The sequence below is a fragment of the Teretinema zuelzerae genome (assembly GCF_021021555.1).
Classification (GTDB): domain Bacteria; phylum Spirochaetota; class Spirochaetia; order Treponematales; family Treponemataceae; genus Teretinema; species Teretinema zuelzerae.
In genome coordinates, this window is record NZ_JAINWA010000001.1 from 893,558 (window position 1) to 918,770 (window position 25,213).

At 53.9% G+C, this 25,213-nt stretch carries 20 protein-coding genes; 5 read left to right on the forward strand and 15 right to left on the reverse strand.

Going from position 1 to position 25,213, the window contains the following annotated elements; all coding sequences use genetic code 11:
• Positions 1-36 precede the first annotated feature (36 nt).
• A complete protein-coding gene (locus K7J14_RS04110; RefSeq protein WP_230753461.1) occupies positions 37-1,854 on the forward strand; it encodes a phosphoenolpyruvate carboxykinase (GTP) in 1,818 nt (605 codons plus the stop codon).
• A 294-nt stretch (positions 1,855-2,148) separates the two neighbouring features.
• Here the strand turns inward: K7J14_RS04110 and K7J14_RS04115 are convergent, their stop codons facing one another.
• From K7J14_RS04115 to ychF, 3 genes are all read right to left on the reverse strand, one after another.
• A complete protein-coding gene (locus K7J14_RS04115; protein WP_230753463.1) occupies positions 2,149-3,129 on the reverse strand; it encodes an endonuclease/exonuclease/phosphatase family protein in 981 nt (326 codons plus the stop codon).
• Between the two features lie 112 nt (positions 3,130-3,241).
• Positions 3,242-4,060 (reverse strand): glycoside hydrolase family 16 protein, encoded by an 819-nt coding sequence (locus K7J14_RS04120; protein ID WP_230753465.1) that lies wholly within the window; start codon positions 4,058-4,060, stop codon positions 3,242-3,244.
• Between the two features lie 25 nt (positions 4,061-4,085).
• On the reverse strand, positions 4,086-5,195 hold the full coding sequence (ychF, locus tag K7J14_RS04125; RefSeq protein WP_230753466.1) for a redox-regulated ATPase YchF: 1,110 nt from the start codon (positions 5,193-5,195) through the stop codon (positions 4,086-4,088).
• A gap of 172 nt (positions 5,196-5,367) precedes the next feature.
• Between ychF and K7J14_RS04130 the strand changes: the two genes are divergently transcribed.
• Positions 5,368-6,459, forward strand: a complete 1,092-nt coding sequence (locus K7J14_RS04130; RefSeq protein ID WP_230753469.1) for an aminotransferase class IV — start codon at positions 5,368-5,370, stop codon at positions 6,457-6,459.
• Between the two features lie 70 nt (positions 6,460-6,529).
• Here the strand turns inward: K7J14_RS04130 and K7J14_RS04135 are convergent, their stop codons facing one another.
• The 12 genes from K7J14_RS04135 to ftsH form a co-directional block, all read right to left on the reverse strand.
• Positions 6,530-7,093, reverse strand: a complete 564-nt coding sequence (locus K7J14_RS04135) for a hypothetical protein (protein ID WP_230753471.1) — start codon at positions 7,091-7,093, stop codon at positions 6,530-6,532.
• A gap of 357 nt (positions 7,094-7,450) precedes the next feature.
• Complete coding sequence (locus K7J14_RS04140; protein ID WP_230753474.1) at positions 7,451-8,434, reverse strand: hypothetical protein; 984 nt, start codon at positions 8,432-8,434, stop codon at positions 7,451-7,453.
• A gap of 153 nt (positions 8,435-8,587) precedes the next feature.
• Positions 8,588-8,899: a hypothetical protein gene (locus tag K7J14_RS04145; RefSeq protein ID WP_230753477.1), complete on the reverse strand. Its 312-nt coding sequence runs from the start codon at positions 8,897-8,899 to the stop codon at positions 8,588-8,590.
• Positions 8,899-9,831 (reverse strand): hypothetical protein, encoded by a 933-nt coding sequence (locus K7J14_RS04150; RefSeq protein ID WP_230753480.1) that lies wholly within the window; start codon positions 9,829-9,831, stop codon positions 8,899-8,901. Before K7J14_RS04150 ends, K7J14_RS04145 begins: the two co-directional genes overlap by 1 nt.
• Positions 9,832-9,849: 18 nt before the next feature.
• Positions 9,850-11,349 carry an Asp-tRNA(Asn)/Glu-tRNA(Gln) amidotransferase subunit GatB gene (gene gatB / locus K7J14_RS04155; RefSeq protein ID WP_269062412.1) on the reverse strand — a complete coding sequence of 500 codons (1,500 nt, stop codon included), beginning with the start codon at positions 11,347-11,349 and terminating at the stop codon, positions 9,850-9,852.
• 23 nt (positions 11,350-11,372) lie between these two features.
• Positions 11,373-12,812: an Asp-tRNA(Asn)/Glu-tRNA(Gln) amidotransferase subunit GatA gene (gene gatA, locus K7J14_RS04160; RefSeq protein ID WP_230753483.1), complete on the reverse strand. Its 1,440-nt coding sequence runs from the start codon at positions 12,810-12,812 to the stop codon at positions 11,373-11,375.
• 34 nt (positions 12,813-12,846) lie between these two features.
• Positions 12,847-13,158: an Asp-tRNA(Asn)/Glu-tRNA(Gln) amidotransferase subunit GatC gene (locus K7J14_RS04165; RefSeq protein WP_230753485.1), complete on the reverse strand. Its 312-nt coding sequence runs from the start codon at positions 13,156-13,158 to the stop codon at positions 12,847-12,849.
• Positions 13,159-13,185: 27 nt separating this feature from the next.
• A complete protein-coding gene (locus K7J14_RS04170; protein WP_230753487.1) occupies positions 13,186-15,660 on the reverse strand; it encodes an ATP-dependent helicase in 2,475 nt (824 codons plus the stop codon).
• An 11-nt stretch (positions 15,661-15,671) separates the two neighbouring features.
• Positions 15,672-17,168 carry a MiaB/RimO family radical SAM methylthiotransferase gene (locus K7J14_RS04175; RefSeq protein WP_230753489.1) on the reverse strand — a complete coding sequence of 499 codons (1,497 nt, stop codon included), beginning with the start codon at positions 17,166-17,168 and terminating at the stop codon, positions 15,672-15,674.
• A 3-nt stretch (positions 17,169-17,171) separates the two neighbouring features.
• Positions 17,172-18,335 carry a helix-turn-helix domain-containing protein gene (locus K7J14_RS04180; protein ID WP_230753490.1) on the reverse strand — a complete coding sequence of 388 codons (1,164 nt, stop codon included), beginning with the start codon at positions 18,333-18,335 and terminating at the stop codon, positions 17,172-17,174.
• Positions 18,336-18,349: 14 nt separating this feature from the next.
• Positions 18,350-19,051 carry a LolA family protein gene (locus K7J14_RS04185; RefSeq protein WP_230753492.1) on the reverse strand — a complete coding sequence of 234 codons (702 nt, stop codon included), beginning with the start codon at positions 19,049-19,051 and terminating at the stop codon, positions 18,350-18,352.
• Positions 19,052-19,192: 141 nt separating this feature from the next.
• On the reverse strand, positions 19,193-21,205 hold the full coding sequence (gene ftsH, locus K7J14_RS04190) for an ATP-dependent zinc metalloprotease FtsH (protein ID WP_230753494.1): 2,013 nt from the start codon (positions 21,203-21,205) through the stop codon (positions 19,193-19,195).
• A 228-nt stretch (positions 21,206-21,433) separates the two neighbouring features.
• Between ftsH and fliS the strand changes: the two genes are divergently transcribed.
• From fliS to polA, 3 genes are all read left to right on the forward strand, one after another.
• Positions 21,434-21,877 (forward strand): flagellar export chaperone FliS, encoded by a 444-nt coding sequence (fliS, locus tag K7J14_RS04195; RefSeq protein WP_230753496.1) that lies wholly within the window; start codon positions 21,434-21,436, stop codon positions 21,875-21,877.
• Between the two features lie 120 nt (positions 21,878-21,997).
• Positions 21,998-22,360 carry a flagellar biosynthesis protein FlgN gene (locus tag K7J14_RS04200; protein WP_230753498.1) on the forward strand — a complete coding sequence of 121 codons (363 nt, stop codon included), beginning with the start codon at positions 21,998-22,000 and terminating at the stop codon, positions 22,358-22,360.
• Between the two features lie 24 nt (positions 22,361-22,384).
• Positions 22,385-25,201, forward strand: coding sequence for a DNA polymerase I (polA, locus tag K7J14_RS04205; RefSeq protein WP_230753500.1), 2,817 nt, complete (start codon positions 22,385-22,387; stop codon positions 25,199-25,201).
• Positions 25,202-25,213: the final 12 nt, after the last annotated feature.

Genomic DNA, 25,213 nt, shown 5'->3' on the forward strand with positions numbered 1-25,213 from the left:
CTTTAGTCTTCTGGAGCCAAGTATCAAGGAGCAAGTATGACGATTAATGACATCAAGCACCCCAAAGTAAAAGCATGGGTCGAAGAAGTCGCCAAGATGTGCCAGCCCGACGACGTGTACGTTTGTGACGGATCACAGACAGAGTACGATCGTTTGATGAAGAAAATGGTTGATTCAGGTTTAGGCATTCCGCTCAAAAAACGCCCGAACAGCGTTCTGTTCCGCTCCCAACCCTCCGACGTTGCCCGTGTCGAAAACCGCACCTACATCGCCAGCAAGACCAAGGAAGCAGCTGGACCTACCAATAACTGGATCGATCCCGCAGAACTGAAGAAGACCATGACCGGCCTCTACGCAGGCTGCATGAAGGGACGCACCATGTACGTCATTCCCTTCTCCATGGGTCCCGTCGGTTCCGACATCGCCAAGATCGGTATCGAACTTACCGACTCCGAATACGTCGTCTGCAACATGGACATCATGACCCGCGTCGGAACCAAGGTTCTCGACGTGCTCGGAACCAACGGCGAATACGTGCCCTGCCTCCACTCGGTAGGAAAGCCCCTCGCCAAGGGCGAGAGCGACAACGGACAGTGGCCCTGCGCGGACATCGACAACAAGTACATCTCCCACTTCCCCGAAGAACGAACGATCTGGTCTTACGGTTCCGGATACGGCGGAAACGCCCTCCTCGGAAAGAAGTGCTTCGCCCTCCGCATCGCTTCCGTCATCGCGAAGGAAGAAGGCTGGCTCGCCGAGCACATGCTCATCCTCAAGCTCACCAGCCCCGAAGGCAAGGTTAAGTATGTAACCGGCGCCTTCCCCTCGGCTTGCGGAAAAACCAACCTCGCGATGCTCATCCCCACCATCCCCGGATGGAAGGTTGAAACCGTCGGCGACGACATCGCCTGGATGAAGTTCGGCAAGGACGGACGCCTGTACGCGATTAACCCCGAAGCGGGATTCTTCGGAGTCGCTCCCGGAACGAACGAACAGTCCAACAAGAGCGCGATGGACTCGATCAGAAAAGACACCATCTTCACCAACTGCGCTCTTACCGAAGATGGAGACATCTGGTGGGAACAGATCGGCTACGACGCCCCCGGCCCCCTCGTCGACTGGAAAGGCAACAAGTGGGTTCAGGACAAGGCTAACAAGGCCCAGGAACCCGCAGCTCATCCGAACGCTCGCTTCACCGCGATCGCCAAGAACTGCCCCGCCATCGCCAAAGAATGGGATGATCCCGCGGGAGTTCCCATCGACGCGATCCTCTTCGGCGGACGCCGCCCCTCGACCATTCCTCTGGTCCACCAGGCGACCAGCTGGAACCACGGCGTGTTCCTCGGCTCCATCGTTGGATCCGAAATCACCGCCGCCGCTCTCGACCTCAAGGCCGGAACAATCCGTCGCGACCCCTTCGCCATGCTTCCCTTCTGCGGATACAACATGGGCGAATACTTCCAGCACTGGATCAACGTCGGCAAGAAGAGCACCGAGGACAAGCTCCCCAAGATCTTCTTCGTCAACTGGTTCCGCAAGACTCCGGAAGGCAAGTTCGCATGGCCCGGATACGGCGACAACAGCCGCGTTCTCGCCTGGATCTTCGACCGCTGCGAAGGCAAGGATAACGCCGTCAAGACGCAGATCGGCTGGATGCCCAAGGCAGACGCCCTCAACCTTACCGGCCTCGATGTCAGCGCCGAGATCATGAAGGACCTTCTCTCCGTAGACGTTGAAGGATGGAAGAAGGAAATCGCGGACGTCCGCGCCAACCACTATCCCAAGTTCGGCGACAAGCTCCCCAAAGAGCTCATGGCAGAAATGGAAGGACTGGAAAGCCGGCTCAATGCTTAAGCATTGAGCTCGAAGAATACCGCAGATCGCGGTATTCTTCACGCCTCAACGGCTAATCCGATTACGGCATTCTAGATGCGAAAGCCGCCGCGGGATAACCTGCGGCGGCTTTTTTTATTGCCCGGGGAGTTCTCTCTCAGTGGTCTTTAAGTCGTTTCTCAGTGGTCTTTAAGTCATTTATCAGTGGTCTCTAAGTCATTTGTCAGTGCACTTTAAATCGTTTGTCAGTGCACTTTAAATCGTTTGTCAGTGCACTTTAAATCGTTTGTCAGTACACTTTAAATCGACCTACCATCACATTCTTTTAATTCCGATCAGCAACGGCAGATGGTCCGAATATCCATTTCCTGAAAACACTTCGTACCGATACGGAACCGCGCCTTCCGTCAATAAAGGCCCCTCGCACAACAGGGTAAACTCTTGAAAATCCCACCCATCTCCGTCCGTCAAAGACTCCGATAAAAAGCAATTGTCTATCCGTTCCCAATTTCCCTGATAATAATACGACCCTTGAGGTCCAAACGTTTGACTAAACCCGGAATCCCAAACAGAGGCATACTCTCCAAGCAGAGTAAATTCCTCACTCTGTTGATTAAAGTCCCCGCAGGCAACAACAAGAGCAAAGGGCTCGGCTTCGATCACAGACGCCATCAAGCCGGCAAGCTGGGCTTCCTGGGCCGCCCGGACGGCTGTCGACTCCAGAGAGCCGCCCTTCGACTTCCAGTGCACCGCGAATACATGGAGACGCGTCCCGCCGCAGTCGAATACGCAGTGCATAGTGGGCCTGACCCTGACGCCCCCTGAATCGATCGTGTGAGCCCGTACCTCGATAACGGGTAGCCGCGACAAGATTCCAGTCCCGAACGCAGTTCCTTTTTCGGGATCCACGAAGATGCTCGAAACGAACCTGTTATTTCCGCCGATGCGATTGCACAGGTCTTCCAACACTGTCCGATTTTCTATTTCCTGCAACACGACGATCTCCGGCAGCCCTTTCGGGCCCTTTCCGCCTGTTTCGCCGGCTAAGTACAGAATCTCGCGAAGCCTGTCCAGCCTCGTCCCGTATTTCTCGGCGCTCCACCGGGTTTTAGCTCCGGTAAATTCTGCATATTCGCTTCCGTTCTCGTAGGGATCGAAAAAGAGCTGCGTATTCCAGCTCATGATCGTTATTCGCTCAGCCTCGCCGCCGGAACAGGAATACGGAACAGCGCAGGACGCGAAGCCGATCGACGCGAGAATAGCCCACCAGACAAAAAAAAAGTTCCGAAGCCGCATAATCGCCTCCGGAACCTATATATGATTGAATCTCCGATCCTGCCCGGCCTTAGCCGGCAAGATTACAGGAGACCTCGAAAAACTCAATATATTTTTAGAAGTCCCCTATAGTTTATTCTGCTTTCTGATACACCCGCACGTAATCGATTACCATAGACGCGTCCTTCAGGTTAGCGTCGATTCCCTTCTGCCCGCCCCAGGCTCCGCCTATCGCGACGTTCATAATCAGATAATAGGGAATGTCGAAAGGCCACTCGGCGGAAGTCGCGTTCTCGTTCTCAAAAACGAAAAACGATTCTCCGTCCACGAACCACTCGATCCTTTCGGGTGTCCAGTCTATTGCATAGGTATGGAAAGATTTCGAAACTCCGGGAACCTTGGCGTGGGCGTTCTTCTGCGTATTGATCTTGTGATTGTACGCTTTGGTATGGATTGTCGTATGAATGATGTCCTGCTCGAAGCCAACATGTTCCATGATGTCGATTTCGCCGGAACGGGGCCAGGTGCCGTACTTATCGTGGGTCGGCAGCATCCAGATTGCCGGCCAGGTGCCGACTCCAGAGGGAAGCTTCGCCGAAATTTCGATATAGCCGTACTGCCAGTTTGCGAGATACTGCGTCTTGATGCGGGCGCTCGTCCACATGCCCCCGCCGTTGTTGATCGCCTTCAATGTGAGCTTGCCCTTTGAAACAAAGGAGTTCTCTCGCTTATCGGTATAATTCTGTACTTCGCCGTTGCCCCAGCCGTTTCCACCGGTCGAATAAGACCATTTCTCGGGATCGGGAGCTCCGTCTGCGTCGAATTCATCCTGCCAGACAAGGGCGTATCCTTCGGGAACCCTGGAAACAGGCTCTTTGGCGCAACCGGATACGCTGAACGCAACAACAACCGCAACCAAGGCGAACACGCCGAAAAATGCATTCTTCATCATAAAAGCACCCTCCTGGTAAACCGTCTTACACGTTGAATTTAAAGAAGATGATGTCGCCGTCGGCGACGATGTATTCCTTTCCTTCCATGCGGTAGCGTCCCGCTTCGCGGATTTTCTGCTCCGTTCCATACTTGACGAAATCGTCGAAGCTGTAGACTTCGGCCTTGATGAAGCCGCGTTCAAAATCCGTATGGATGACGCCTGCGGCCTTGGGAGCGGTGTCCCCGGAATGTATCGTCCAGGCGCGGCACTCGTCTTCTCCTGCGGTGAAGTAGGTCCTGAGGCCCAGAAGGTGGTAGGCTGCCCGCGCAAGGGATGTGAGCCCGGATTCCTTCAAACCGATTTCCTCGAGAAACGCGAGCTTTTCTTCCTGACTTTCGAGATCCGCGAGTTCTGCTTCGAATTTTCCGCAGATAACGACGACGTCCGCCCCTTCCTTCGCCGCGATCGAACGAACGGTCTCGATGTGGGCGTTGCCGTTTTTGATGCCTTCTTCGTCAACATTGCACACATACATCTGCGGCTTCATGGTGATAAGATGGCAATCGTATATCGAGGCCTTTTCCTCGTCGGAAAGATCAGCGTCCCTCGCAGCCTTGCCGTCCTGCAGCAAGGGGCGGATCTTCGCGATCGCTCCGAGCACAAGGTCGGCTTCTTTCTGCGCGTCCTTTCCCTGAACGCGGGCGGCGCGGGTCGCCCGATCTGCGCGCTTATCGACCGTATCGAGATCGGCCAGGGCAAGTTCAATATTGATGGTTTCAATGTCGCTCGCCGGATCGACTACGTTGTTCACATGGATGATGTCCTGATTTTCAAAACAGCGGACAACCTGCGCGATGACTCCGACTTCGCGAATGTGCGAAAGGAATTGATTACCGAGGCCTTCTCCTTTCGACGCGCCCTTCACCAAACCGGCGATATCGACAAATTCGACGGCGGCAGGTATCGTTTTTTTCGGTTTGAACGCATTCGATAAATAAGCAAGCCGGTGATCGGGCACATCGACGATGCCAACGTTCGGATTGATGGTGCAGAACGGATAGTTGGCGGCTTCGGCCGGAGCGCTGGTAAGCGCAGAAAAGATAGTCGATTTTCCGACGTTCGGAAGGCCTACGATGCCGCAGTTAATTGCCATAAATTCCCCATTAAAACTGATATTGTTTCATACTATACGCGATGGACGGAAACTTCAAGACAGGATATATTGATAAATAACTCACGATATCTAGAGAGACTTTACAATTACTTAAGTAACTGTTAAATTATTAAAGCTCGATGATCTCGCAACAGCTTTGGAGGTATCTCGTATGGCTTTCAATCTTTCGATGTATCCGGTTTCCTACATAGCCCAATACAACCCGGCAACCGGTTCCTGGGATGAATCCTGGTTTCAGGCCGATTCAATCACCCGCGACGCGCTCGAAGCGATGAGCGAAACCGGGAGGAACGACGTCTACGCCGCACGAAACCGCTTCCCGCTCCCTCTGGTCAATTACACCACGCAGTACGCTCTCGGCTGCTTCGAAGGCATGAAGGCATATCCTCAGAAAAACGGAACTTTGAGCATCTTCAGGCCGGACCGCAACGCGAACCGTTTCTGCAACTCCATGAAAGGCCTCTACGCGCCCGGCTTTCCCGAGGATCTGTATCTCAAGGCCTCGATCGAATTTCTCAAGAGAAACGCCGCTCTCGGCTACATTCCTTCCTATAAAAACGAGTGGGAGCAGAACGCATTCGCCTCCGCCGACGCTGTCTACGTACGGCCCTTCATGTATTCGGAAGGAGCGATCGGAGTCGGTATTTCAAAAGCGCCGTACGTAGTCATCTGCGCTACTACGGTTTCAAGCTATTTCAAAGGCGGAAACACCAAAGCGGTGATAACAGACAGGATCCGCGCGACCCCGAACGGAACCGGTTGGATCAAATGCGCCTCTAACTACGTTACCTCCGCCCTCGCGAAAAAAGAAGCTGAAGAAAAAGGTTTCATGGAAGTGATATTCCTCGACGCGGTTAACAGAAAATACATTGAGGAAGGCTCGTCCTGCAATATTTTCTTTCATCTGAAATCCGGAGAACTTGTCACACCGGATCTGGGAGACACGATTCTCCCCGGAATCACCCGTTCCTCGGTTATCGAACTAGCCCGCGCCGAAGGCGTAAAAGTTTCTGAGCGGCGCATCTCCATCCAGGAAGTGTCGAAAAAATGCGTCGAATGCTTCGTCACCGGAACGGCCGCCGGAATCACCCCGATTGAAAGCATTACCTGGAAGGGCAAGGAATTCGTATTCAACGGCAGAGAGCCCGGTGAACTCGGGAAACGCCTCCAGGCAATCCTCAAGGGAACCCAGTACGGCACCGTCCCCGACACCCGCAATTGGAATGTTACCGTAACTCTGTAGATTTTTTTGAATAGCATAGAAAAGGACCCTTACGGGTCCTTTTTTTTTCGTCAACGTATGTCCTTAAGATTTAATACACGTCAGGCGAGGCAAGCCCTGCCCTACCGACCCCAAGTTCCGCGTTCAATGCGGCGAATGCCTCTTCGTCCATCTTTTCGATGAAGTCCTGCAGCTGCGCGCGGGTGAAATAGAGGGTAAACGCGGAAGCGGACTGAACCTTCGATCCGGATTCTACCAAATCATTCTTCATTAACGGAAAGCTCATAGTGAAATACGGAGCGCCGTCTTTGAATACATATCCAAGCTTGACCGCCGGGCGGCCTTCAGCGTTTTGAGTCATCAAGCCCCAGGTAACTGGAAAAATAAACGAGCCGTACGCGCGATCTGCTTTCTTCGCCTCTGTATCGAGCCGTTTGTCTTGGAAATCCTGCATATACGCCGCGGCTGCTCTTCGCAGAGTCTCTCTCGCTGCCGATTCAAAATAGATATACGTCGTATTTCCCTGTAGATTTATCTTCATCACGACGCATTCGACCGAGGGAGCCCAACTGACGGCAGCGGATTTCTCGTTTACCTTTGTAAAAAAGAAATCATTAATCCCGATGGAAACAACGCCCATATCGACAGGGTCCATTTCTCCAGTTCGTATTCTCTCTTTCGCAAATCTCGATTGAGTTTTATCAGTCCCGCCGGTCGACTCGGTAACCGCGCCCGTCGCGCAGGAGCCAAAGAACAATGCCGCTACCGCGGCAAACAGCACAACGCTGGTACGACGCGTTCCTGGAATTACAACTCTCATTCGATTCTACCTCTGTATCAATATGCTTTATTTTAGGAAACAACAGTATACACTGTTCGCTACACTCTTTTTTTGCATTTGAACTTACATTAGCGCGCGTTAATCCCGTTAGTTCAAATACAAAAAAAGCCCTTCCGCTATCGGAAGGGCTTTCGCTTAGACTATACCGCTTTCGCGCTACAGTCTATCAGCTTAGAACCAGTACTCTGCGAAGATGGGGAGATACATGGTCTTGGAAAGGGTCTTGTAAGCAAAACCGAACTTTGCATAACCATTGCTGTATCCGAGCTTTCCATATCCACCGATCTGTACATCAGAATCAACACCTGAACCATTGTTGAATCCGCCTTCAACGCCTACAGCGAGAGGAGCGGCAACAACGTATTCAGCCTGGCCGGCAACGGCGAGGTACATGTCGTCTGCAAGCACAACTTTGGTGCGAGCGGTGATTCCGAGGTTTTCAACTCCGCTGTACTTAAGTCCAGCAGCGATGGAAGTGTCGTTTGCTTCGCCGAGAGCGATCTTGGCACCGGCGTCCACGAGGAGGTTCTCAACAGCGGTAAGAGCGAAGGCAATCTGAACCATGGAAGCATCGTCAGCGGCAGAACCGAGGTACTGTGCGCGGATGTGACCCATGTCGGCGATTACGTATCCGGCGCCGAGCTGGATGTTCTTCATAGCATCTTCAGTGAGTGATCCGCTGCCATCGAGAGCGGCACCAATGTACACGCCTTCCATGGGGGTTACGTCGATCTGGAGACCTTTTCCGGGATTGAAGCGCTTGAAGATATCGTCTTCACCGCCGGCTGATTCGAGCTCGAAAGCGCCGAAATCGCCGATCTTTCCGCGGAGAACGTCCTGCTGAACGCGTCCAACCTGGAACTGGAACATTTCATTTACTTTCACCCAGATTTTGGCCTGATCGCCGACTCCGAGAGTGCCGCCGTTGGAATCAACGTTAAGGTTGAAACCGACATTGTCGGATGAACCGGAGAAGTTCACGCCGACGCGGCTTCCGCCAGCCCATGAGGGACCGGTGCCAACAACGGCATCAGCACCATCAACAGAAACGTAAGGAATGTAACCGGAACGTCCCCAACCACCAACATTGACTTCGGCAAAAGCGGCTCCGCCGACTACGGCGAGAGCGGTAAGAATTGCAAGAGCTTTCTTCATTTAAGAATTTCCTCCTTAAAGTATCGGAACAAACAAACCAACGGTTTGCCGTACTGTCCCTATCTTTTCAGTTAGTATACCTGTGCTTTTTTTGCTAGTCAAGTTTTTTTTAACATAATCACAAGCTTTAAACGACAAAATCTAACAGTTTTGTCATTTATATGTTTTAATGTACGCGATGCAGGCAAGAATGAAAAATACGATAGAAAGATTTTCAGAAATGAGAGTAGCGGCCGGAATGCCCAATACAAGAATTTTATTTCCCGGGAAAAGACCCAGAACGCGAAGCGAATTATAGAGCGTTCCCGCATATGAAGAAAGGATGCCGACAATCACGAACACCCAATACAGGCTCCGCGTGCGGGTCCAGGAAAGAATCGCGAAAAAGGACGCGACCGCGCCTAACGCAAGCCGCACCAACAGGCTCACCGCCGCCGCGTCGTCGAAAAAAAAGGAAGCATCCATCATTTAGATCCGGAGGCGGACAATACCTTGAGTTCGGAAGGATCTGCCGACCAGGGAATGATCGAAGGCGTATCGTAATCGGGCGAAACGAGGATACCCTTATCAAGGCAGGAGCGGAAAAAATCGGCATACCGCGACGGCCGCATCTTCGGAACCAGATACGGGCCGCGCCGATCCCAGTAAGGCTCGGCGTACCGGTCGAACTTCGCCCAATCTGCTTCCGTACGCTCGAAAAGAGCCGAGGCAAGATCCGCCCAGGCGCGCGCGTAGGCGGCGAGAAGTGCCGGGGCGATGGAATCCGAAGGCCACGGAGCGCGGCCGTCCTTTTCCGGAGAGGAAAAGACCACCACCGAGCATCCGCCCGCGAAGGGATAAGGAGACGACAGAACCATTGTCTCGAGCGTGTCGTTCACGTTATTGAGAAAAGCCGAGTCGACCCTGTCGCTCATGGCGTAGAAGGCCTCGTCGAGCCAGGGCCGCCAGAGGGGAATTCCGTGAACCTTTCTCGACGCGGAAAGGGGAGAATCTCCGCCTGGGCCGATATCGATAGAAGCTTCCGGATGCAAAAGAGGGGATTCTATCAGGGGAATTTCGCTCCACAAACCCAGATAATCCGCGCAGGCGAGGCGGGCACGATCCTTGGTCTGATAGACGCGGACGGTGCTGTACTGGGGAAGAACCTCCTGAACGGCCCGGGAAAGTTCGTCTTCGGTTTCGGTGGGAAAGGAGCCGGTAATGCCCCGATCGAGGGTGTTTTTCAGGGCGAGCTTGGAGCGGCCGCTCCTCCATCCGAGAATCGCCGCTCCGCCTTCCTGGCACATGTCCAGAAGGCGTACGCCCTTCGCGGTATACAAATGATATTCGTACGCCCGGCGGACTGTGCCGTAGCGCGAGCGTAGCTCGCTCTTCATATCTACTTTTTGCGCTTCCATACCGCTTATTGTATCCCCTTATTTCAGTTCCGCAAGCCTTTTTTGAACCAAAGCGGTCGCTGTTCCCGGATTAGCCTTGCCCTTCGAGGCCTTCATAACCTGTCCGGTAAGCCAGCCGACCACGTTGGTTTTACCCTTGCGGTAGTCATCGAGGGCGGCGGGGTTCGCGGCGAAAACCTCGGCGACTATCGCTTCGATAAGGGATGTATCGGAAACCTGCTCCATTCCGTGCTTCTTCACGATCGCTTCCGGCATGTCGCCGGTTTCCAGCATTTCGGCGAACACATCCTTCGCCTGTTTGCTGGAAATAGCGCCGGAAACAACCGTGTCCACGAGGGATGCTATATGGGCGGGAGTGATTTTCAGTTCATCAAGGCTGATGTTCCGTTCATTCAGAACGGCGAGCACTTCGGCGAGCACCCAGTTTGCGACCTTCTTCGGGTCCCTGGAAGCTTTCGCTGCTTGTTCGAACCAATCGGCAAGCGAACGCTCGGTAGTGAGGGTATTCACGTCGAAATCGGAAAGCCCGTATTCCTTCCGGAAACGGTCCCGCTTCGGCTGGGGAAGCTCCCCGACCTTTGAACGGGCGGTTTCGATGAAAGAATCGCTCAGGGTAAAGGGCTTGATGTCGGGCTCGACCACGAAGCGGTAGTCGATGAACGAATTCTTCGTCCGCTGAACCACTGTTTCGCCCTTCGCGTCGTCCCATCCCATCGTCACCTTGAACCCCTGGGAGAAGTTCTGGCGGTCGGTCCGGAATTCGGCGAGCTGCCGGCCGACTTCGTAGGTACAGGCGTCGCGGATAGCCTTGAACGAGTTCATGTTCTTGATTTCGGAAATCGGGGTGCGCCACTCTTTGCCGTTCTCGATTACTTTCAGGTTGATGTTCGCGTCGCAGCGCATCGAACCTTCCTCGAGGTTTCCGTCCGTCGCGCCGATGTATTTAAGCGTTTCGCGGATGGTTTGCATGAAAAGGGCGGCTTCCTCGGGGCTGGACATGTCGGGTTTAGACACGATCTCTATGAGGGGAACGCCGGAGCGGTTGTAGTCGATGTAGCTGTGCGCGCCTTCGATATGCAGGCTCTTGCCTACGTCTTCCTCGAGGTGGATGCGTTCGATCCGCACTTTCTTGAAGCGCGGCGTTTCATCCTGAGACGCGAGGTTGATGAGGACCTGGCCGTTCGTGCACAGCGGAAGGTCGTACTGGGTGATTTGATAGCCTTTGACCAGATCGGGGTAAAAGTAATGCTTGCGGTCGAATTTGGTGAAGCGGGAGACCTCGCAACCGAGGGCGAAGCCGGCGATCGCGCCGAACTCGACGTATTCCCTGCCGACCACCGGCATCGCGCCGGGAAGGCCCAGGCAGACCGGGCACACGCGGGTGTTCGGAAGGCCGCCGTAGCGGTTTTCGCAGGAGCAGAAGGCCTTTGTCTTCGTCAACAATTCGCAGTGGATTTCGCATCCGATGATTATTTCGTAGGTCAGGTCTCCGTCGGTATGGATCGGTTTTTCGTTCATCAGGGCAGCCTCTTTGTTTCCGCTCATCTCGTCGCCTCCCATGCCTTCGCCACGCGAAGGATCTTTTCTTCGCCGTAATGGGGGCCGCATATCTGGACTCCGACGGGGAGCCCTTCCGCCGTCGTTCCCATCGGAACGGAAAGGGAGGGGATGCGCGCGAGGTTCACGAAGGTGGTGAACAGGTCGGAAAGATACATGGCGAGCGGGTCGTCCACCTTCGAACCGAGCTTGAACGCTACGGTCGGACTCGTGGGGCACAGGAGAACGTCGAACGACTTGAAAACTTCGGCAACGTCCCTTTGAATGCGGGCACGCACGCTCATGCCTTTTTTATAGGTGTCTCCGGAGAAATGGGTGGATAGCACGTAGTTTCCGATAACGATGCGGCGCTTCACTTCGGCGTTGAATCCCTCCGAACGGGTCGCGACGTAGAGTTCGTCGTAGCCCTCTCCCGGATCCTTGCGCAAACCGTAGCGGATGCCGTCGAAGCGGGAAAGATTGCTCGCCGCTTCGGAAAGCGCGATAACGTAGTAGGATGCGATCGCCGCTTCCAGAACGGGGATCGAAACGGTTTCCACGACCGCTCCCCTCTCGCGGAACCACTGGCAGGCATTATCAAAAATCGCGGCAATTTCGGGGTCGAGCCCTTTTTCCCTCATGAATTCTTCGGGAAGAGCGACCCTCAGGCCTTTTATTTCAGCGGGCGAAAGATTTGCGAGCGCCGAAAAATCGAGATCCGCGCTCGTGTCGTCTTTGGAGTCCTTTCCGGCCATAACTGAAAGAGCAAGGCCGATATCGTCTATTTCGCGGCTGAAAAGGCCTACCTGGTCGAGCGAGGAGCCGAAGGCGACTACGCCGTAGCGGCTCAGGGTTCCGTAGGTCGGCTTGAGGCCGTAGAGGCCGCAGTAGGAAGCGGGAAGGCGCACCGAGCCGCCGGTTTCCGTTCCCAGAGAAAAGGGAGCCTGTCCGCCGGCGACGACGGCCGCGGAACCGCCCGAGCTTCCGCCGGGGGTGAGCTCGCGGTTCACGGGATTGCGCGAAGGGCCGTACGACGAGTATTCGGTCGAGGAACCCATGGCGAATTCGTCCATGTTCGTCCGCCCCAGGGGGATCGCGCCGGCCGCGAGCAGGCGCTCGGCGACGGTCGCGTTATAGGGAGCCGTATAGCCCCGGAGAATCCGGCTGCCGCAGGTGCAGGACTTTCCCTTTATCGAAATATTGTCTTTCACCGCGAAGGGCAGCCCCAGAAGAGGGCGAGCATCGCCTTTCGCGCGGAGAACGTCCGCCTCGCGCGCCAAATCGATCGCATCCTCGAAAAACTCGATATATCCGTTCAGGGGAAGCGCGGATTTCTGATCAGCCTCCCACGCGTCGCGATACGCTTTTACGACGGCTTCGCTGGTCAGCGTGCCCGAATCAAGCGCCTTCTTCAAGGAAAGCAGGCTCATTTCGCAAATATTCATCTATGTGGTTCCTTTTTGTACGCGTTGAATGAAATCAGGCCCCGCCGCCCAACACCTTGGGAACGCGGAAATACCCGTCCATGTACTCGCCGGTGATTTTCTTCAGATCGGCGGGTTCAAGGGTTTTGGAAAAGTCTTCCGAACGAAGGGATTCGACCGTCGTCGCGGCGTATGCCTCGTAGGGATTTTCGTCTCCCGCGTATTTTTCAAGAACATCGAAATAATCGACGATCTGGCGGACCTGTCCGCCCAGAATTTCAATATTGGTGCTTTCCGGAGAAAGACGCGATAAATACAACAGATTGTCCAGCGTGGTCCCGTCTATGGGATTGTTTTTTTTGTCCATGATCATTCCTTGCTCTGACAGACGGTCTTAATCATCCTCTACGAGGAGCAGGCTTTTCGCCTGAAACCGGGGCATGAAGCGCTTTTCACCGCCCGATTCGAACTGAACCATAATCAACAGTTCTTCTTCGCGATAAAAGGATTGAGTGATAATACCATAACCGTAATCGTCATGGAAGAGTTTTCGCCCGCGCTTCCACCGTTCCTGGAGCGGATCAGGCGGAGAAGAAGCCTGCCTTTCCGGATTCGGAATCGGCCGTCCAGCGTTAAGAACGCCGCTTTTCGGCGATGCCGAGCCGGCTTTTACCGATGTCGAATCGGCGGCGCCGGATTTACGATTCCCGGCTGAATACGAAAGGTGCTGTTGATACGAGCGGGGAAGCCGGCCGAGCACTTCGATGGAATCGCTGTCGATTTCGAACAGAAAGGGGCTCGGCTCCATGAAGGCGGTGCGTCCGTACAGGCGGCGGGCGGCGCAGCTCGTCAAATAGAGCTCGTCCATAGCCCGCGTGCAGGCCACGTACATAAGGCGGCGTTCCTCTTCAAGGTCGTCTCCCTTTTTATCGTCGCGCGGAAAAACGCCGGATTCCAGGCCGGTCACCGCGACGCGGCGGAATTCAAGGCCCTTCGTATTGTGCACCGTTATCAGGGTGACCGCGTCCGAGTCTTCCTCCTCGGCAGCCATCGAACGGTCCAGCTCGATATGCTCGAGAAATTCGACCAACCCCTCCCTCGTAAGCGGATAGAGGCTCGCGGCGTTCACCAGTTCCTGCATGTTCGCCACGCGCTGCGTTCCGGCGATCTCGTCCTGTCCCTGGTGGTAGGATAATAAGCCTGAAGCTTCAATCATTTTGTCGACGAACAGGGCTAAACCGACGGCGCCCTTGGCCTGGCGGCCCTTTTTACCGCCGCCGGCGTCGCTTTCTCCGGGAGCCGGCGGCTCATCCGGAAGTTCCTGCGCCCCCGACGCGCGCTGCGATCCGCTTTGCGATGAGCTTGGCAATCCGTTCTGCGATTCGCTTTGAGACGCGCTCTGCGCGCCCGGCTGTCCGGTCCCGGCGTTCAGCATATCCCGCAAACTTTCGATTACATGGAGAAACTCCGAAAGCCCCGCCCTCGCCTTTTTAGGCAGCGTTTCCAGCAATCTGCGCGAAGCGCTGAGGTAATCGAAGGATTCGTCGAAATTAAAGGCGCCGTCGAGCGATTCTCCGCCGAAAATGATTCTGCGGCCCTCGTCCACGATTTTATCCTGGGTCACCGCGCCGAGCCCGCGGGCGGGCTTGTTCACGATCCGGCGGAAGGCGATCTCGTCCCTGCCGTTCGCCGCAAGCGCGAGAAAGGCTAAAGAATCTTTTATTTCCTCGCGTTCGTAGAATTTGAGCGATCCGACGACCTTATACGGAATCTTGCGGTGCAGGAATTCTGTTTCAAAGCCGAGCGACTGGGCGTTCGTCCGGTATAATATCGCCCAATCGGCGTAGGGGCAGCCTTTTTTTCGGGAGTTCGCGATCAGTTCGGCGCAAAAAGAGGCTTCGTCGTCCTGGTTCGGTATGAACACGAGAACGGGCTTTTTGCCGTCGCCGCGTTCGGCGATCAGTGTTTTTCCGAGCCGGCCCTCGTTTTTCGAAACGACGTCGCCGGCAACCGACAAAATTGGGCCGACGGAGCGGTAATTGCGTTCAAGGCGGATAACCTGCGTGCCGGGAAAGCTGTCGGCAAAGGTGAGAATATTCTTCACCTCGGCGCCGCGGAAGCGGTAGATGGACTGGTCGTCGTCGCCGACCACGCAGAGGTAGGTGTTCGGCCCGGTTATGGCTTTCAGCAGTTCGAATTGAGCGACGTTCGAGTCCTGATATTCGTCGACCATCACGACGGAGAACCGGCTGTGCAGGCGGTCTCGAACCTCAGGATGTTCGGCAAGCAAACGGACCGGGAGAAGGATGAGATCCCCGAAATCGACGTTCCCCGTATCACGCAGACGCTTTTCGTACAAACGATACACTTCCGCGAATTCAGGATCAGGATCTATCAAAGAAAGCAGCGAACTGTCGGGACCGAGGCAGTAATCCTTCGCGCGGGCGATTTTATGCACCGCGGCCGAAGCCTGCTGTCTGGTCAGGGCCGGCATCGCCTTGGAAAGAAGGGTCACCCCGTCGTCGTCGTCGTAAATGGTGAAAGTGGATTCAAGGCCGGCCAAGGCGGCGTTGCGCCTGAGAAGCCAGGCGCCGAAGGAATGGAATGTGCGCAATACGGAATGTTCGGCCCGGCTTTCCATCCGCGCGGCCCGCTCTGCCATCTCGCGCGCGGCCTTGTTAGTAAAGGTCACCGCAAGAATAGAAGCGGGATCCATGCCGCGCTCCGAGATAAGCCAGGCGATCTTCGTGGTGATCACCCTTGTTTTTCCCGAGCCGGCTCCCGCGAGTATGAGCAGCGGAGAGCCCTCGTGGACGACGGCGGCTTTTTGTTCGGGATTTAATATGCGCAGCCAGGAATCGGTATTCACCGCAACCCCCTTTATTGGGCGAGGGCTTCGATATCGACCCCGTTCACGCCGATCACCAACGCTTCAACGACCGATCCGGGAGCGACAGGTGCGCCGTCTTTTCCTTTGCTCGCGTCTTCATACTGAAGAACGACCGAACCGTCTACTTCAGGGGCCTGGAACCAGGCTCGCCCGAGCGCGAGATGCGTTTGGGAAACGGGGATTCCGTCGTCTTCGTCGGCTTGTTCTGCCTCCGCGGGAGGATCGGGTATGCACTCTTCGATAAGGACTTCGATTTTTTTACCGAGAAAGAACTGCAATTCCTTCGGAGTGATTTCCGTCTGAATCTGTTGAAGCGCTTCCATTCGGGCCTTCGCGGTTTTTTTCGGCACTTTTTTCTTCAAGTCGGCTGCCCGGGTTCCTTCTTCCGCAGACCAGGTAAAACATCCGGACCACAGGCTTCTGATGCTCGAAAGGAATCGGGCGGTGTTCTGATGAGCTTCGTCGGTTTCTCCCGGGAAGCCGACCAGAAAGGTGGTTCTCAGAACAGCGGTTTCGTAGGGGCTCGCTTTGAAAGCAGCGCGTATGTCCTGTACGAGTTTTTCATACCCCGAAACGCTTCCTTTCCGGTTCATCGCATGGATAAGGCTGTCGTCCCCGGACTGGAAGGGAATATCGAAATACGGCAGAAAGCGCGGGTCGCCGGCCATTACCGGAAGAATGTCGCGCGGGAAGTGGTCGGGGTGGATATACAGGAGGCGAACGCGGAAATCGCCCGGGAGCGCCGATAGAGCCGAGAGCAGGCGCGAAAGCGGAGACGGCTTCGAAGGATCGGCGTCGCTGCCGGAAGAAGGAACCGCTTGTCCGTCCGCGGCGGGTTCGCCCGTGCTTTCGAGTCCGGAACCGCAACCGAAGGCCGCCAGATCCTGCCCGATGAGATTAAGTTCATACACGCCGCGGGAGACGAGCTCCCTGCACTCTGATACTACTTCTTCGATCGTTCTGCTCCTGAGAGCTCCCCGAATAAGGGGAATCGCGCAGAAAGAACACCAGTTATCGCAGCCTTCCGTGATCTTAACGTAGGCGGAACGGGGGAAGGATAACAGGTCGGGGCGCGAACCGCCGCAAACTCCGCGCTGGGCAGGCTTCAATACCGGCCGGGGAGAATCGGCGGAAGCCGACGAGGCGGGGAAAAGAGCGTCGAGTATTTCAGGCAGGCGCGAGAGATCGCCGTTTCCGAAAAAAGCGTCGGCCTCAGACAGGTTGTCCTGAAACACTTCGGCATAGCGTTCTGCCAGGCACCCGGCAAGAAGGACTTTCGCTTTCGGATACGCTTTGCGCGCGGTTACGACCGCTTCTATGGATTCGGTTTTGGCGGATTCTATGAATCCGCAGGAATTTACAATAATAAGATCGGCATGTTCCGGAAGCTCGGAGGATTCCCACCCCCGATTCTTCAATATGCCGACGAGAATTTCAGCGTCGACCTGGTTTTTAGCGCATCCGTGAGCATCTAGAAAAAACTGCATCTATTAATCTACTTCCTGGACGATGAACTTGAAGCGTCCGGATTCTTCATCCTTTATCCATTTCAAGTCTCTCACCAATACTTCTCCGGGCCGGCTCAATTCTAAATCGACCGTTTTTCCGCCGGCGAGCATCTGGATTTTCACGGCGTTGCCGTTGGACGCCCATACGCGAAAACCGTTTTTAGCCTGAACGGTCAGCAACTCCGATTTCTGGTAATACCGCTCTTCGCGGTTCGTTTTATCGGCTTCGAAGCGGAACAGACAGTAGCCGCGGAAGGTTGCGTTGAGCGTTACGGGATAGGCAGAACCGCCTTCGAACAGCACAAGATGTGTAGTCTCGCCGGGCTTATTGGGCTCCTGGGGAACCACGACATCGCCCGCCGCGGCGGCTGCATCGCCGGTTGCGGTATTTTCGCCGAGAACGCCGGCGACGGTTTGGCCGGGCTCAACCAAATTTCCGGCTGAAACATGCAAGGTCGCGCCTTTGGACGGATCGTCGCGGAATAGATCGGCGACGAATATCTTGGCGTCGGGCGTGCCTTCGCCGTCAAGGTCGAGCAGCATATCCTGCGCAAGCTCGATCACCCTCATCCCCGCGGGCGTTTCAAGTTTTACCGCCGGAGCCGAAGCTATGACGGTCATCCGATAGGGCACCCCGCCTACCGTCACGGTGAGGCTGTCTCCGGCAAACACGCGACCCTGAAATTCAACGTCTCCGATCTGATGATCGACAGCTTCGCGTACGGCTATCTCCTCGCCTTTGTTCATGTCGGACATCATCTTGCCGAAAAAGCCGTAGCTTCCGACGCCGATGCCGATTAATATCGCCGCGGCGATGGCGGCCCCTATCATCTTGCCGATGACGGGATTCGAGAATAGAAGATCGGAAAAATTTCTGCGAGGAATCAAGTCTTTGAGCGGCACCGGAGATTCCTGAATCTTCAGGTTCTTGTATGCCGAAATAAACTCGTTGCTATTTAAACCGAGGTAGTCGCAGTAGTTGCGAAGAAAACCGAGAAGATACGGTTCGCCGGGGAAGGCGGAAAAATCTTCCGCTTCGAGGGCTTCCAGATAGCGCCGGGTTATATTTGTTTCCCGCGCGACCTGTTCGAACTCTAAACCTCGTGCAACGCGCGCCTCTGTTAATTTTTTTCCGAAAGATTCCATTTTGCTATGCTCCATTATTCATTGAAAAGAAAATCATTAAACATATTGGCGGAGGCCGGAGAATCGTATACGAATCGATTATCCAGAATTCCCTGATTCAAATCGTAGCCTGAAAAATCGAACTGCACCTGATCACCGGAAATTGTGCGTGCGTCGATTCTCCTGATCAATTTGGTTTCAGGGGAAATCATCAGCCTGATAGTTCTGAAAATTTCAGTCGTCGACCTTCGCGAAAGCGACAGCACTACGACTTTTTCGCGCGAGTTTTCTTCAAGCTGAACCGGCTCCGGTCCGGTTTCATACGAAACCGCGTAGTATCGTTTCAGCAGAGACAACCCCTGGGGAGTCGCCATGGAAGCGCCGGCGGTACCGGAACCCGACTCGACCGATTGATTGAGCACGACATTAAACTCGGGAAGATAAATAGTAAGCAGTTTGCCGGTAAAAACGATAGTCTGCTCGTCTGGTTTGGTGAAATCGATTCTCAGAAGATCCGGCTTCTTGAAAGCGACCCGGCCGACCATCGTCTCTTTGCGCTGACCGGTCATAGCGGTAATTGTTATGTTTGCCGAGTAATCCTGTATGCCTTCATACGCCTCGGAAACAGATGAAAAGAAACCGTCTGCGGTAGTAATCGTCTGGGCGCCGACGGCAAACGGCGCCAGAAATATCAGAAAAAGGGCAGAAAACGCAACACCCGAAATAGACCTATTCATTTTTCCAGTAAACCAGAAAGAATCTATTCCGTCAATTGTTTTGAGGTACGAGCGGATAAATCTTGCAAGGAGAGCGCATATAATGGAAGAAAAAAGGCTGTTCCGTTAAAAACGAAACAGCCTCGACGTAAATCAATGAGATTAAACGGCTGCGGGCCCGCCGGCATCGGATTTAGGCAGAGAAGATTCCGCGGCTATAATGCTCGCAAACTCGGCTCCCTCCATAATCTCTTTTTCGAGCAATCGGCCGGATATATAGTCCAACAGCTGTTTTTTTTCAGCTAATCGAGCTTTGACCGCCTCGAACCTGATATTTATGATTCGGGCTATTTCCTCGTCGATATACTGCTGGGTCTGCTCGGAGTAGTCGCGCACCAGCTTGGGATCAGCGGCGCCGTATCCGGCTCCGTGCTGAGTCAGAGCGACGTTTCTGAAGCGATCGCTCATTCCGTAATCGGTTATCATTCTGCGCACGATTTCGGTCGCCCGCATGAGATCGTTCGACGCTCCCGTCGAAACCCCGTCGAAGGCGACGACCTCGGCCGCCCTGCCGCCCAGAAGAACATCCACTTCGCCGATCATTTCTTTCTCGGTTTTCAAATAGCTGTCTTCATCCGGCATTTGAAGCGTATAACCCAGCGCGGCGATTCCCCGAGGAATGATCGAAACCTTGTGAACCTTGTCGGAACCCTCGGTAAAGGCCGCGGTAAGCGCGTGCCCAGTCTCGTGATACGCGACAATTTTCCGCTCGCTTTCCTTGATAACGCGGCTTTTTTTCTGTAATCCGGCCACTGCCTTCTCGACAGCCTCGTTCAAATCTACCATTTCGACTACTTTTCTGCCGGCGCGCACAGCAAGGAGAGCCGCTTCATTAATCACGTTAGCCAGATCCGCTCCTGAAAAGCCGCTGGTCGTCCGCGCGACGGTTTCGAGCTGAACCTCTTTGGAAAGTTTCACGTTCTTGGAATGAATCTTCAGAATCTGCTCGCGGCCTTTCACATCAGGACGGTCAACCACAACCTGGCGATCGAAACGTCCGGGACGAAGCAGAGCGGGATCGAGAACATCGGGCCTGTTGGTGGCGGCCAACAGAATCAGGCCGGTTGAACCGTCGAAACCGTCCATTTCAACCAAGAGCTGGTTGAGGGTTTGTTCGCGTTCGTCGTTCGACGACATCGAGTTTATGCGGGACTTGCCGATGGCGTCCAACTCGTCGATAAATACTATGCAGGGCGCTTTTTCGCGCGCTTGTTTAAAAAGATCTCTTACCCGCGACGCGCCTACTCCGACGAACATTTCCACGAAATCAGAACCGCTGATTCTGAAAAAAGGAACTCCCGCTTCGCCGGCGACGGCGCGCGCAAGGAGCGTCTTACCGGTTCCGGGTGGGCCTACGAGCAAAACGCCCCGGGGAATTTTACCGCCGATGTCGGTATATTTCTTCGGGAATTTCAGAAAGTCCACGACTTCTACCAATTCTTCCTTTGCCTCGTCTACTCCCGCCACATCGGCAAACCGGGTCGACACTTTTCCCTCTTCAACCGCCGCGGAACGAGCCTGCCCGGCCGAAAAAATGCTTCCTCCGAGTCCGCCCATGCCGCCTCCCATGCGCTTCATGAGGAAACGCCACATCAGGAAGAAAATGGCAAACGGAAGAATCCACTGGAAGATAAAATCCAGCAACATATTGTTTTCTTTAGCATGAACGGCGTACACAACCTGATTCGCGTTCATAAGCGCCACGAATTCTTCAGTGAGCAAACCAACCGTTCTATATCCTTTCTCGCGGGAAGATGCATTTTGGGAAAGAAGATTCAGGCCGCCCGAACCGGTGTCTCCGGCGTTTTCAGCACTTCCGGTGTAACCGGTAAAATACGTCGAACCGATTTCAACCCGGGTTATTTCTCCGGAGACCACCCTCTGGCGAAATTCGGAAAAAGGTATTAAGGAGTCTGAGCGCGAAAGAAGGGCGTAGTTAACCGCGACCAACAGGGCAAAAACAGCCAATAATATCGCCCAAACAGGAATTTTACTGAATGGAGATTTCTTCTTGGGATCCGATGAACCGGAATCGGGACTGAGTTTGAAGAAATTAAAAGGATCATTCGGGTCCGGCTTTCGGTCGTTATTACCGGAATTGTTTTCATTACTCATTAGTCATGTACCGCCTTGTAGTAATAATACGAAAAAAAAAAGAAGGCGTCGAGCTATTTATCGTGTGCGTTACCTGTGATCGCTGTTTTCATGATTCGCACGGAATTATCCGATCCCGCTCTGGCATTTTCTCTCTTTTTGAACTAAAGTTGTCCCTGATACGGCCGATATGGTTATCAGGGGACTTCCACGGAAGTGCCAGACAACCACGTTTACGAGGGGGACTTTGTGGGTTACAACCAGGCGCTGAGCGCATACCGCGAGACGAGAATCCGGACAGCCAGCCAAGGCACGCTGATTATTATGCTTTACGACGAGGCTATTAAGCGCCTCGGAGAGGCGGCAGCCCTTCTTGACGGTCAAACGCAGAATAATCCGGCGACTATCGAACCGGTGAGCAATCATATCGTAAAAGCGCAGGAAATCATTACAGAACTCACCGCTTCTCTGGATATGGAAGCCGGCGGAGAAATCTCCCGAAACCTGCTTTCCCTCTATACCTACTTCAATCAACAGCTTCTCGAGGCGAATTTCGAGAAAAAACCTCAAAAAATCGAATTCGTCAAATCGATGATGGATCAATTACGGGCGGCATGGGTCGAAGTCGTGAATAATACTGCTGTGCCGGCAAATCTCCAGGCGAGTCCTGCAGGCATAAACATAGCCGGTTAATGCCGTATGTCCTCAACAACTCTGTCGCAACGGGAAATAGATGAACGAGTAGCTGTTCTCAAGCGGTTCCGTTTCTTATTGGAAGAAAAACGCCGGAAATTCCGAGATTATCTTACGGTTTTGGAAAAGCAGGAATTTGCGATAGAGGCCGAGGATGTCGACACGCTGGTTTCGCACACGGAAATCGAGCAATCGATCGTATCAGAAATACAAACCATTCAAAAAGTTATAGAACCGATGGAGCGGATGTACCGTGAATTCCATCCTTCGGGATCGGATTCGGATATCCCTGTTCTCGCGACGGATCTGGACAGCCTTCAAAAGAAAGTACTGGCCCAGAACGAAAAGAACAGAGATTTGCTCAAGTCACACATGGACACCCTGCGCCAAAAGATTATCAGCATAAAAAATCCCTACGCGAAACGAAACAGCATTTACGCGTCCGACTCCCATACAGCCGCGCATATCGACATAAAACAGTAACAACTTTTATGCTATACTTCAGGCATGAAAAAGCCTGTGTATATCCTCGACGCTTACGGTCTCATTTACCGTTCCTATTTCGCATTCATCGGGAAACCGCTTACGAACAAAGAAGGCCGCAATGTTTCGGCCATCTACGGTTTTTTTAGAAACCTCCACGGAATTTTCGCTCATCACTCTCCGGAATGCTTTATTGCCGCATTCGATTCCCGTACGCCCACCTTCAGACATGAAATATACCCGGAATATAAAGCCACCCGCGCGAAGACGCCGGAAGACCTCCATGCGCAAATACCTATTATAGAAGAGATTCTTACCGCTCTTGGCATTTCCATCATACGACAGGACGGATTCGAAGCTGACGACATAATCGCTTCCGTCGCGGCCCTCTGTAAAAAGGATGACCGTCCCTGCGTCGTCATTTCTGGCGATAAAGACTTGATGCAGCTGGTCGGCAACGGCACAACGATACTAAAGCCGGGGAAAACCGGAGGCTGGGTTCCGCTGGATTCCGACGGAGTCGCCGCAGAATGGGGAGTCGGACCGGAGCTCATGCTGGATCTTCTTTCCATGACCGGGGACGCTTCGGATAATGTTCCGGGAATAAAGGGGGTCGGAGACAAGACGGCGCTCAAGCTATTAGCCCAATACGGAAGTTTGGACGGAATATACGCCCATCAGGATGAAATCCCCGGAGCGCTGGGAACGAAGATCCGCGAAAACCGGGACATGGCCTATTTTTCCAAAAAGCTTATTGCTCTTTGCGAAGATGTCCCCTTTGACCGGGAGCTGGACCACTACGGCTGCTCTTCTTTGGATATGATAGCGGTTTCACGCCTTTTGATGAGGGAAGATCTGCCGAGCCTCGCAAAACTATGGGGCGGCGTCGACGCGGACAAACAGGAAGCAGGCATCGGAAACACTGTTGAGGCGCAGAAGAAAACAACGCAGAAAAGCGCGTATTCCGGAGGCGACGCTGTCCATCTACCTCCCCTATCGAACGATCTTCCTCAAATCGGATTGAAAAAAAACTCCGGAACCTACTCCGCGGTAACCGATCCACATGAGTTGGCGCGATTAATCGACGACGCTATCGCCAGCGGGAGAGCCGCTTTCGACACTGAAACTACCGGACTCCAGATTATGGAAGACCGGCTGGTCGGATTTTCGTTTTCTTTCAAAGCGGGCGAAGGATACTACGTGCCTATTCTGGCCCCGGCACCCGAACTCGGCGAAAAACCTTCTAAAACCATGAGTATTGCGGAAGCAGCCCCGCTCATCAGAAAACTCTTCGAAACGGCGGGATTTCATCTGATTCTTCACAACGCGAAATTCGACCTGCAAATACTCTCGCGGGCGAATATAATTTCTTCTATTATATCATTCATTCACGACACGATGATCGTCGCATGGCTGTTGGATCCGGACTGGAGCTCTTTCGCCCTTGAATCACTCGCGTCGAACCAGTTGGGATTAGAAACGATAGCCTATGCAGATGTCGTACCCAAAGGGAAAACCTTTGCTGACGTTCCGATCCAGCAGGCAATTTGCTACGCGGCAGAGGATTCTGATCTTACCCTGCAATTATGGGAAAAACTATATCCCCGGCTGGAAAACACGAAACTGCTTGATCTGTACAAAAATATCGAAACGCCACTTATTCCGATACTCGCGCGGATGGAGCTTGAAGGCATACGGCTTGAACGCGGTCCGCTTGCCGAATTTTCGCAGGAACTCGAAGGAAAGATCAAAGAAGTAGAAAAATCTATCCATTTGACGGCAGGTAGGGAGTTCAACATCGCTTCTCCGAAACAGCTCCAGGAAATCCTGTTTGTTGAACGGAAGCTGACGCCGGGAAAAAAGACTAAAACCGGTTATTCCACGGATACATCGGTTCTGGAAGATCTGGCGGCCGAAGACATCCTTCCGGCGATGATTCTCGACTACCGCGGGCTCGCCAAGCTCAAGTCGACCTATGTAGACGCGCTTCCAGACCTGGCCGATTCGCAGGGCCGGCTTCATACCACATTCATACAAACCGGCACCGCTACCGGAAGGCTTTCAAGCCGGGACCCGAATCTGCAAAACATCCCGATTCGCGATGATAACGGACGGAGAATCAGGGCAGCCTTCCGCTCGGAGAACGGAAAAGTGCTGGTTTCTGCGGATTACGCGCAGATAGAACTTGTGATTCTTGCGCACCTGTCGCGGGATAAGAATCTCGGCGACGCATTCAAAAGCGGAGTAGACGTCCACAAGAGAACAGCCAGTCTGATTTTCGGAGTTGACGCAGATCAGGTGACTCAGGATATGCGGCGCGTAGCGAAAACCATCAATTTCGGCGTAATGTACGGAATGAGCGCGTTCAGGCTCTCGAATGAACTGAGGATTCCCCGGGGCGACGCCGCAGGCTTCATCAACACCTATTTCGCTACCTACTCGGGCGTGGCCGAGTTCATGAACGAAACAAAGGAAAAAGCCCGTTCTCTCGGTTATGTCGAGACGATCATGGGGCGCCGCCGCTATATCAGAGGCATCGATAGCTCCAACAAAATAGAACGCTCAGGCGCTGAAAGGATAGCGGTAAACACTCCGATACAGGGATCGGCCGCTGACATCGTTAAGGCGGCAATGATACGGGTTGATAGAGCCCTCACGGCTCAAAAACTGTCCACGCGCTTATTGCTGCAGGTTCACGACGAATTAATCATGGAAGGCCCAGAACACGAGGAACCCCTGGTCAAGGATCTCCTCAGGAAGGAAATGGAATCGGTCGTGACGCTGGAAGTTCCCTTGAAGGTGAGCGTTGAATCCGGAAAAAGCTGGGGAGATTTCCACTGATGGCCGGCCGCC

Bases quoted from the DNA above. Each gene is read 5' to 3' on its own strand.
- K7J14_RS04110 (WP_230753461.1), top strand. From the start codon at position 37: ATGACGATTAATGACATCAAGCACCCCAAAGTAAAAGCATGGGTCGAA.
- K7J14_RS04115 (WP_230753463.1), bottom strand. From the start codon at position 3,129: ATGCGGCTTCGGAACTTTTTTTTTGTCTGGTGGGCTATTCTCGCGTCG.
- K7J14_RS04120 (WP_230753465.1), bottom strand. From the start codon at position 4,060: ATGATGAAGAATGCATTTTTCGGCGTGTTCGCCTTGGTTGCGGTTGTT.
- ychF (WP_230753466.1), bottom strand. From the start codon at position 5,195: ATGGCAATTAACTGCGGCATCGTAGGCCTTCCGAACGTCGGAAAATCG.
- K7J14_RS04130 (WP_230753469.1), top strand. From the start codon at position 5,368: ATGGCTTTCAATCTTTCGATGTATCCGGTTTCCTACATAGCCCAATAC.
- K7J14_RS04135 (WP_230753471.1), bottom strand. From the start codon at position 7,093: ATGGACCCTGTCGATATGGGCGTTGTTTCCATCGGGATTAATGATTTC.
- K7J14_RS04140 (WP_230753474.1), bottom strand. From the start codon at position 8,434: ATGAAGAAAGCTCTTGCAATTCTTACCGCTCTCGCCGTAGTCGGCGGA.
- K7J14_RS04145 (WP_230753477.1), bottom strand. From the start codon at position 8,899: ATGGATGCTTCCTTTTTTTTCGACGACGCGGCGGCGGTGAGCCTGTTG.
- K7J14_RS04150 (WP_230753480.1), bottom strand. From the start codon at position 9,831: ATGGAAGCGCAAAAAGTAGATATGAAGAGCGAGCTACGCTCGCGCTAC.
- gatB (WP_269062412.1), bottom strand. From the start codon at position 11,349: ATGAACGAAAAACCGATCCATACCGACGGAGACCTGACCTACGAAATA.
- gatA (WP_230753483.1), bottom strand. From the start codon at position 12,812: ATGAATATTTGCGAAATGAGCCTGCTTTCCTTGAAGAAGGCGCTTGAT.
- K7J14_RS04165 (WP_230753485.1), bottom strand. From the start codon at position 13,158: ATGGACAAAAAAAACAATCCCATAGACGGGACCACGCTGGACAATCTG.
- K7J14_RS04175 (WP_230753489.1), bottom strand. From the start codon at position 17,168: ATGCAGTTTTTTCTAGATGCTCACGGATGCGCTAAAAACCAGGTCGAC.
- K7J14_RS04180 (WP_230753490.1), bottom strand. From the start codon at position 18,335: ATGGAATCTTTCGGAAAAAAATTAACAGAGGCGCGCGTTGCACGAGGT.
- K7J14_RS04185 (WP_230753492.1), bottom strand. From the start codon at position 19,051: ATGAATAGGTCTATTTCGGGTGTTGCGTTTTCTGCCCTTTTTCTGATA.
- ftsH (WP_230753494.1), bottom strand. From the start codon at position 21,205: ATGAGTAATGAAAACAATTCCGGTAATAACGACCGAAAGCCGGACCCG.
- polA (WP_230753500.1), top strand. From the start codon at position 22,385: ATGAAAAAGCCTGTGTATATCCTCGACGCTTACGGTCTCATTTACCGT.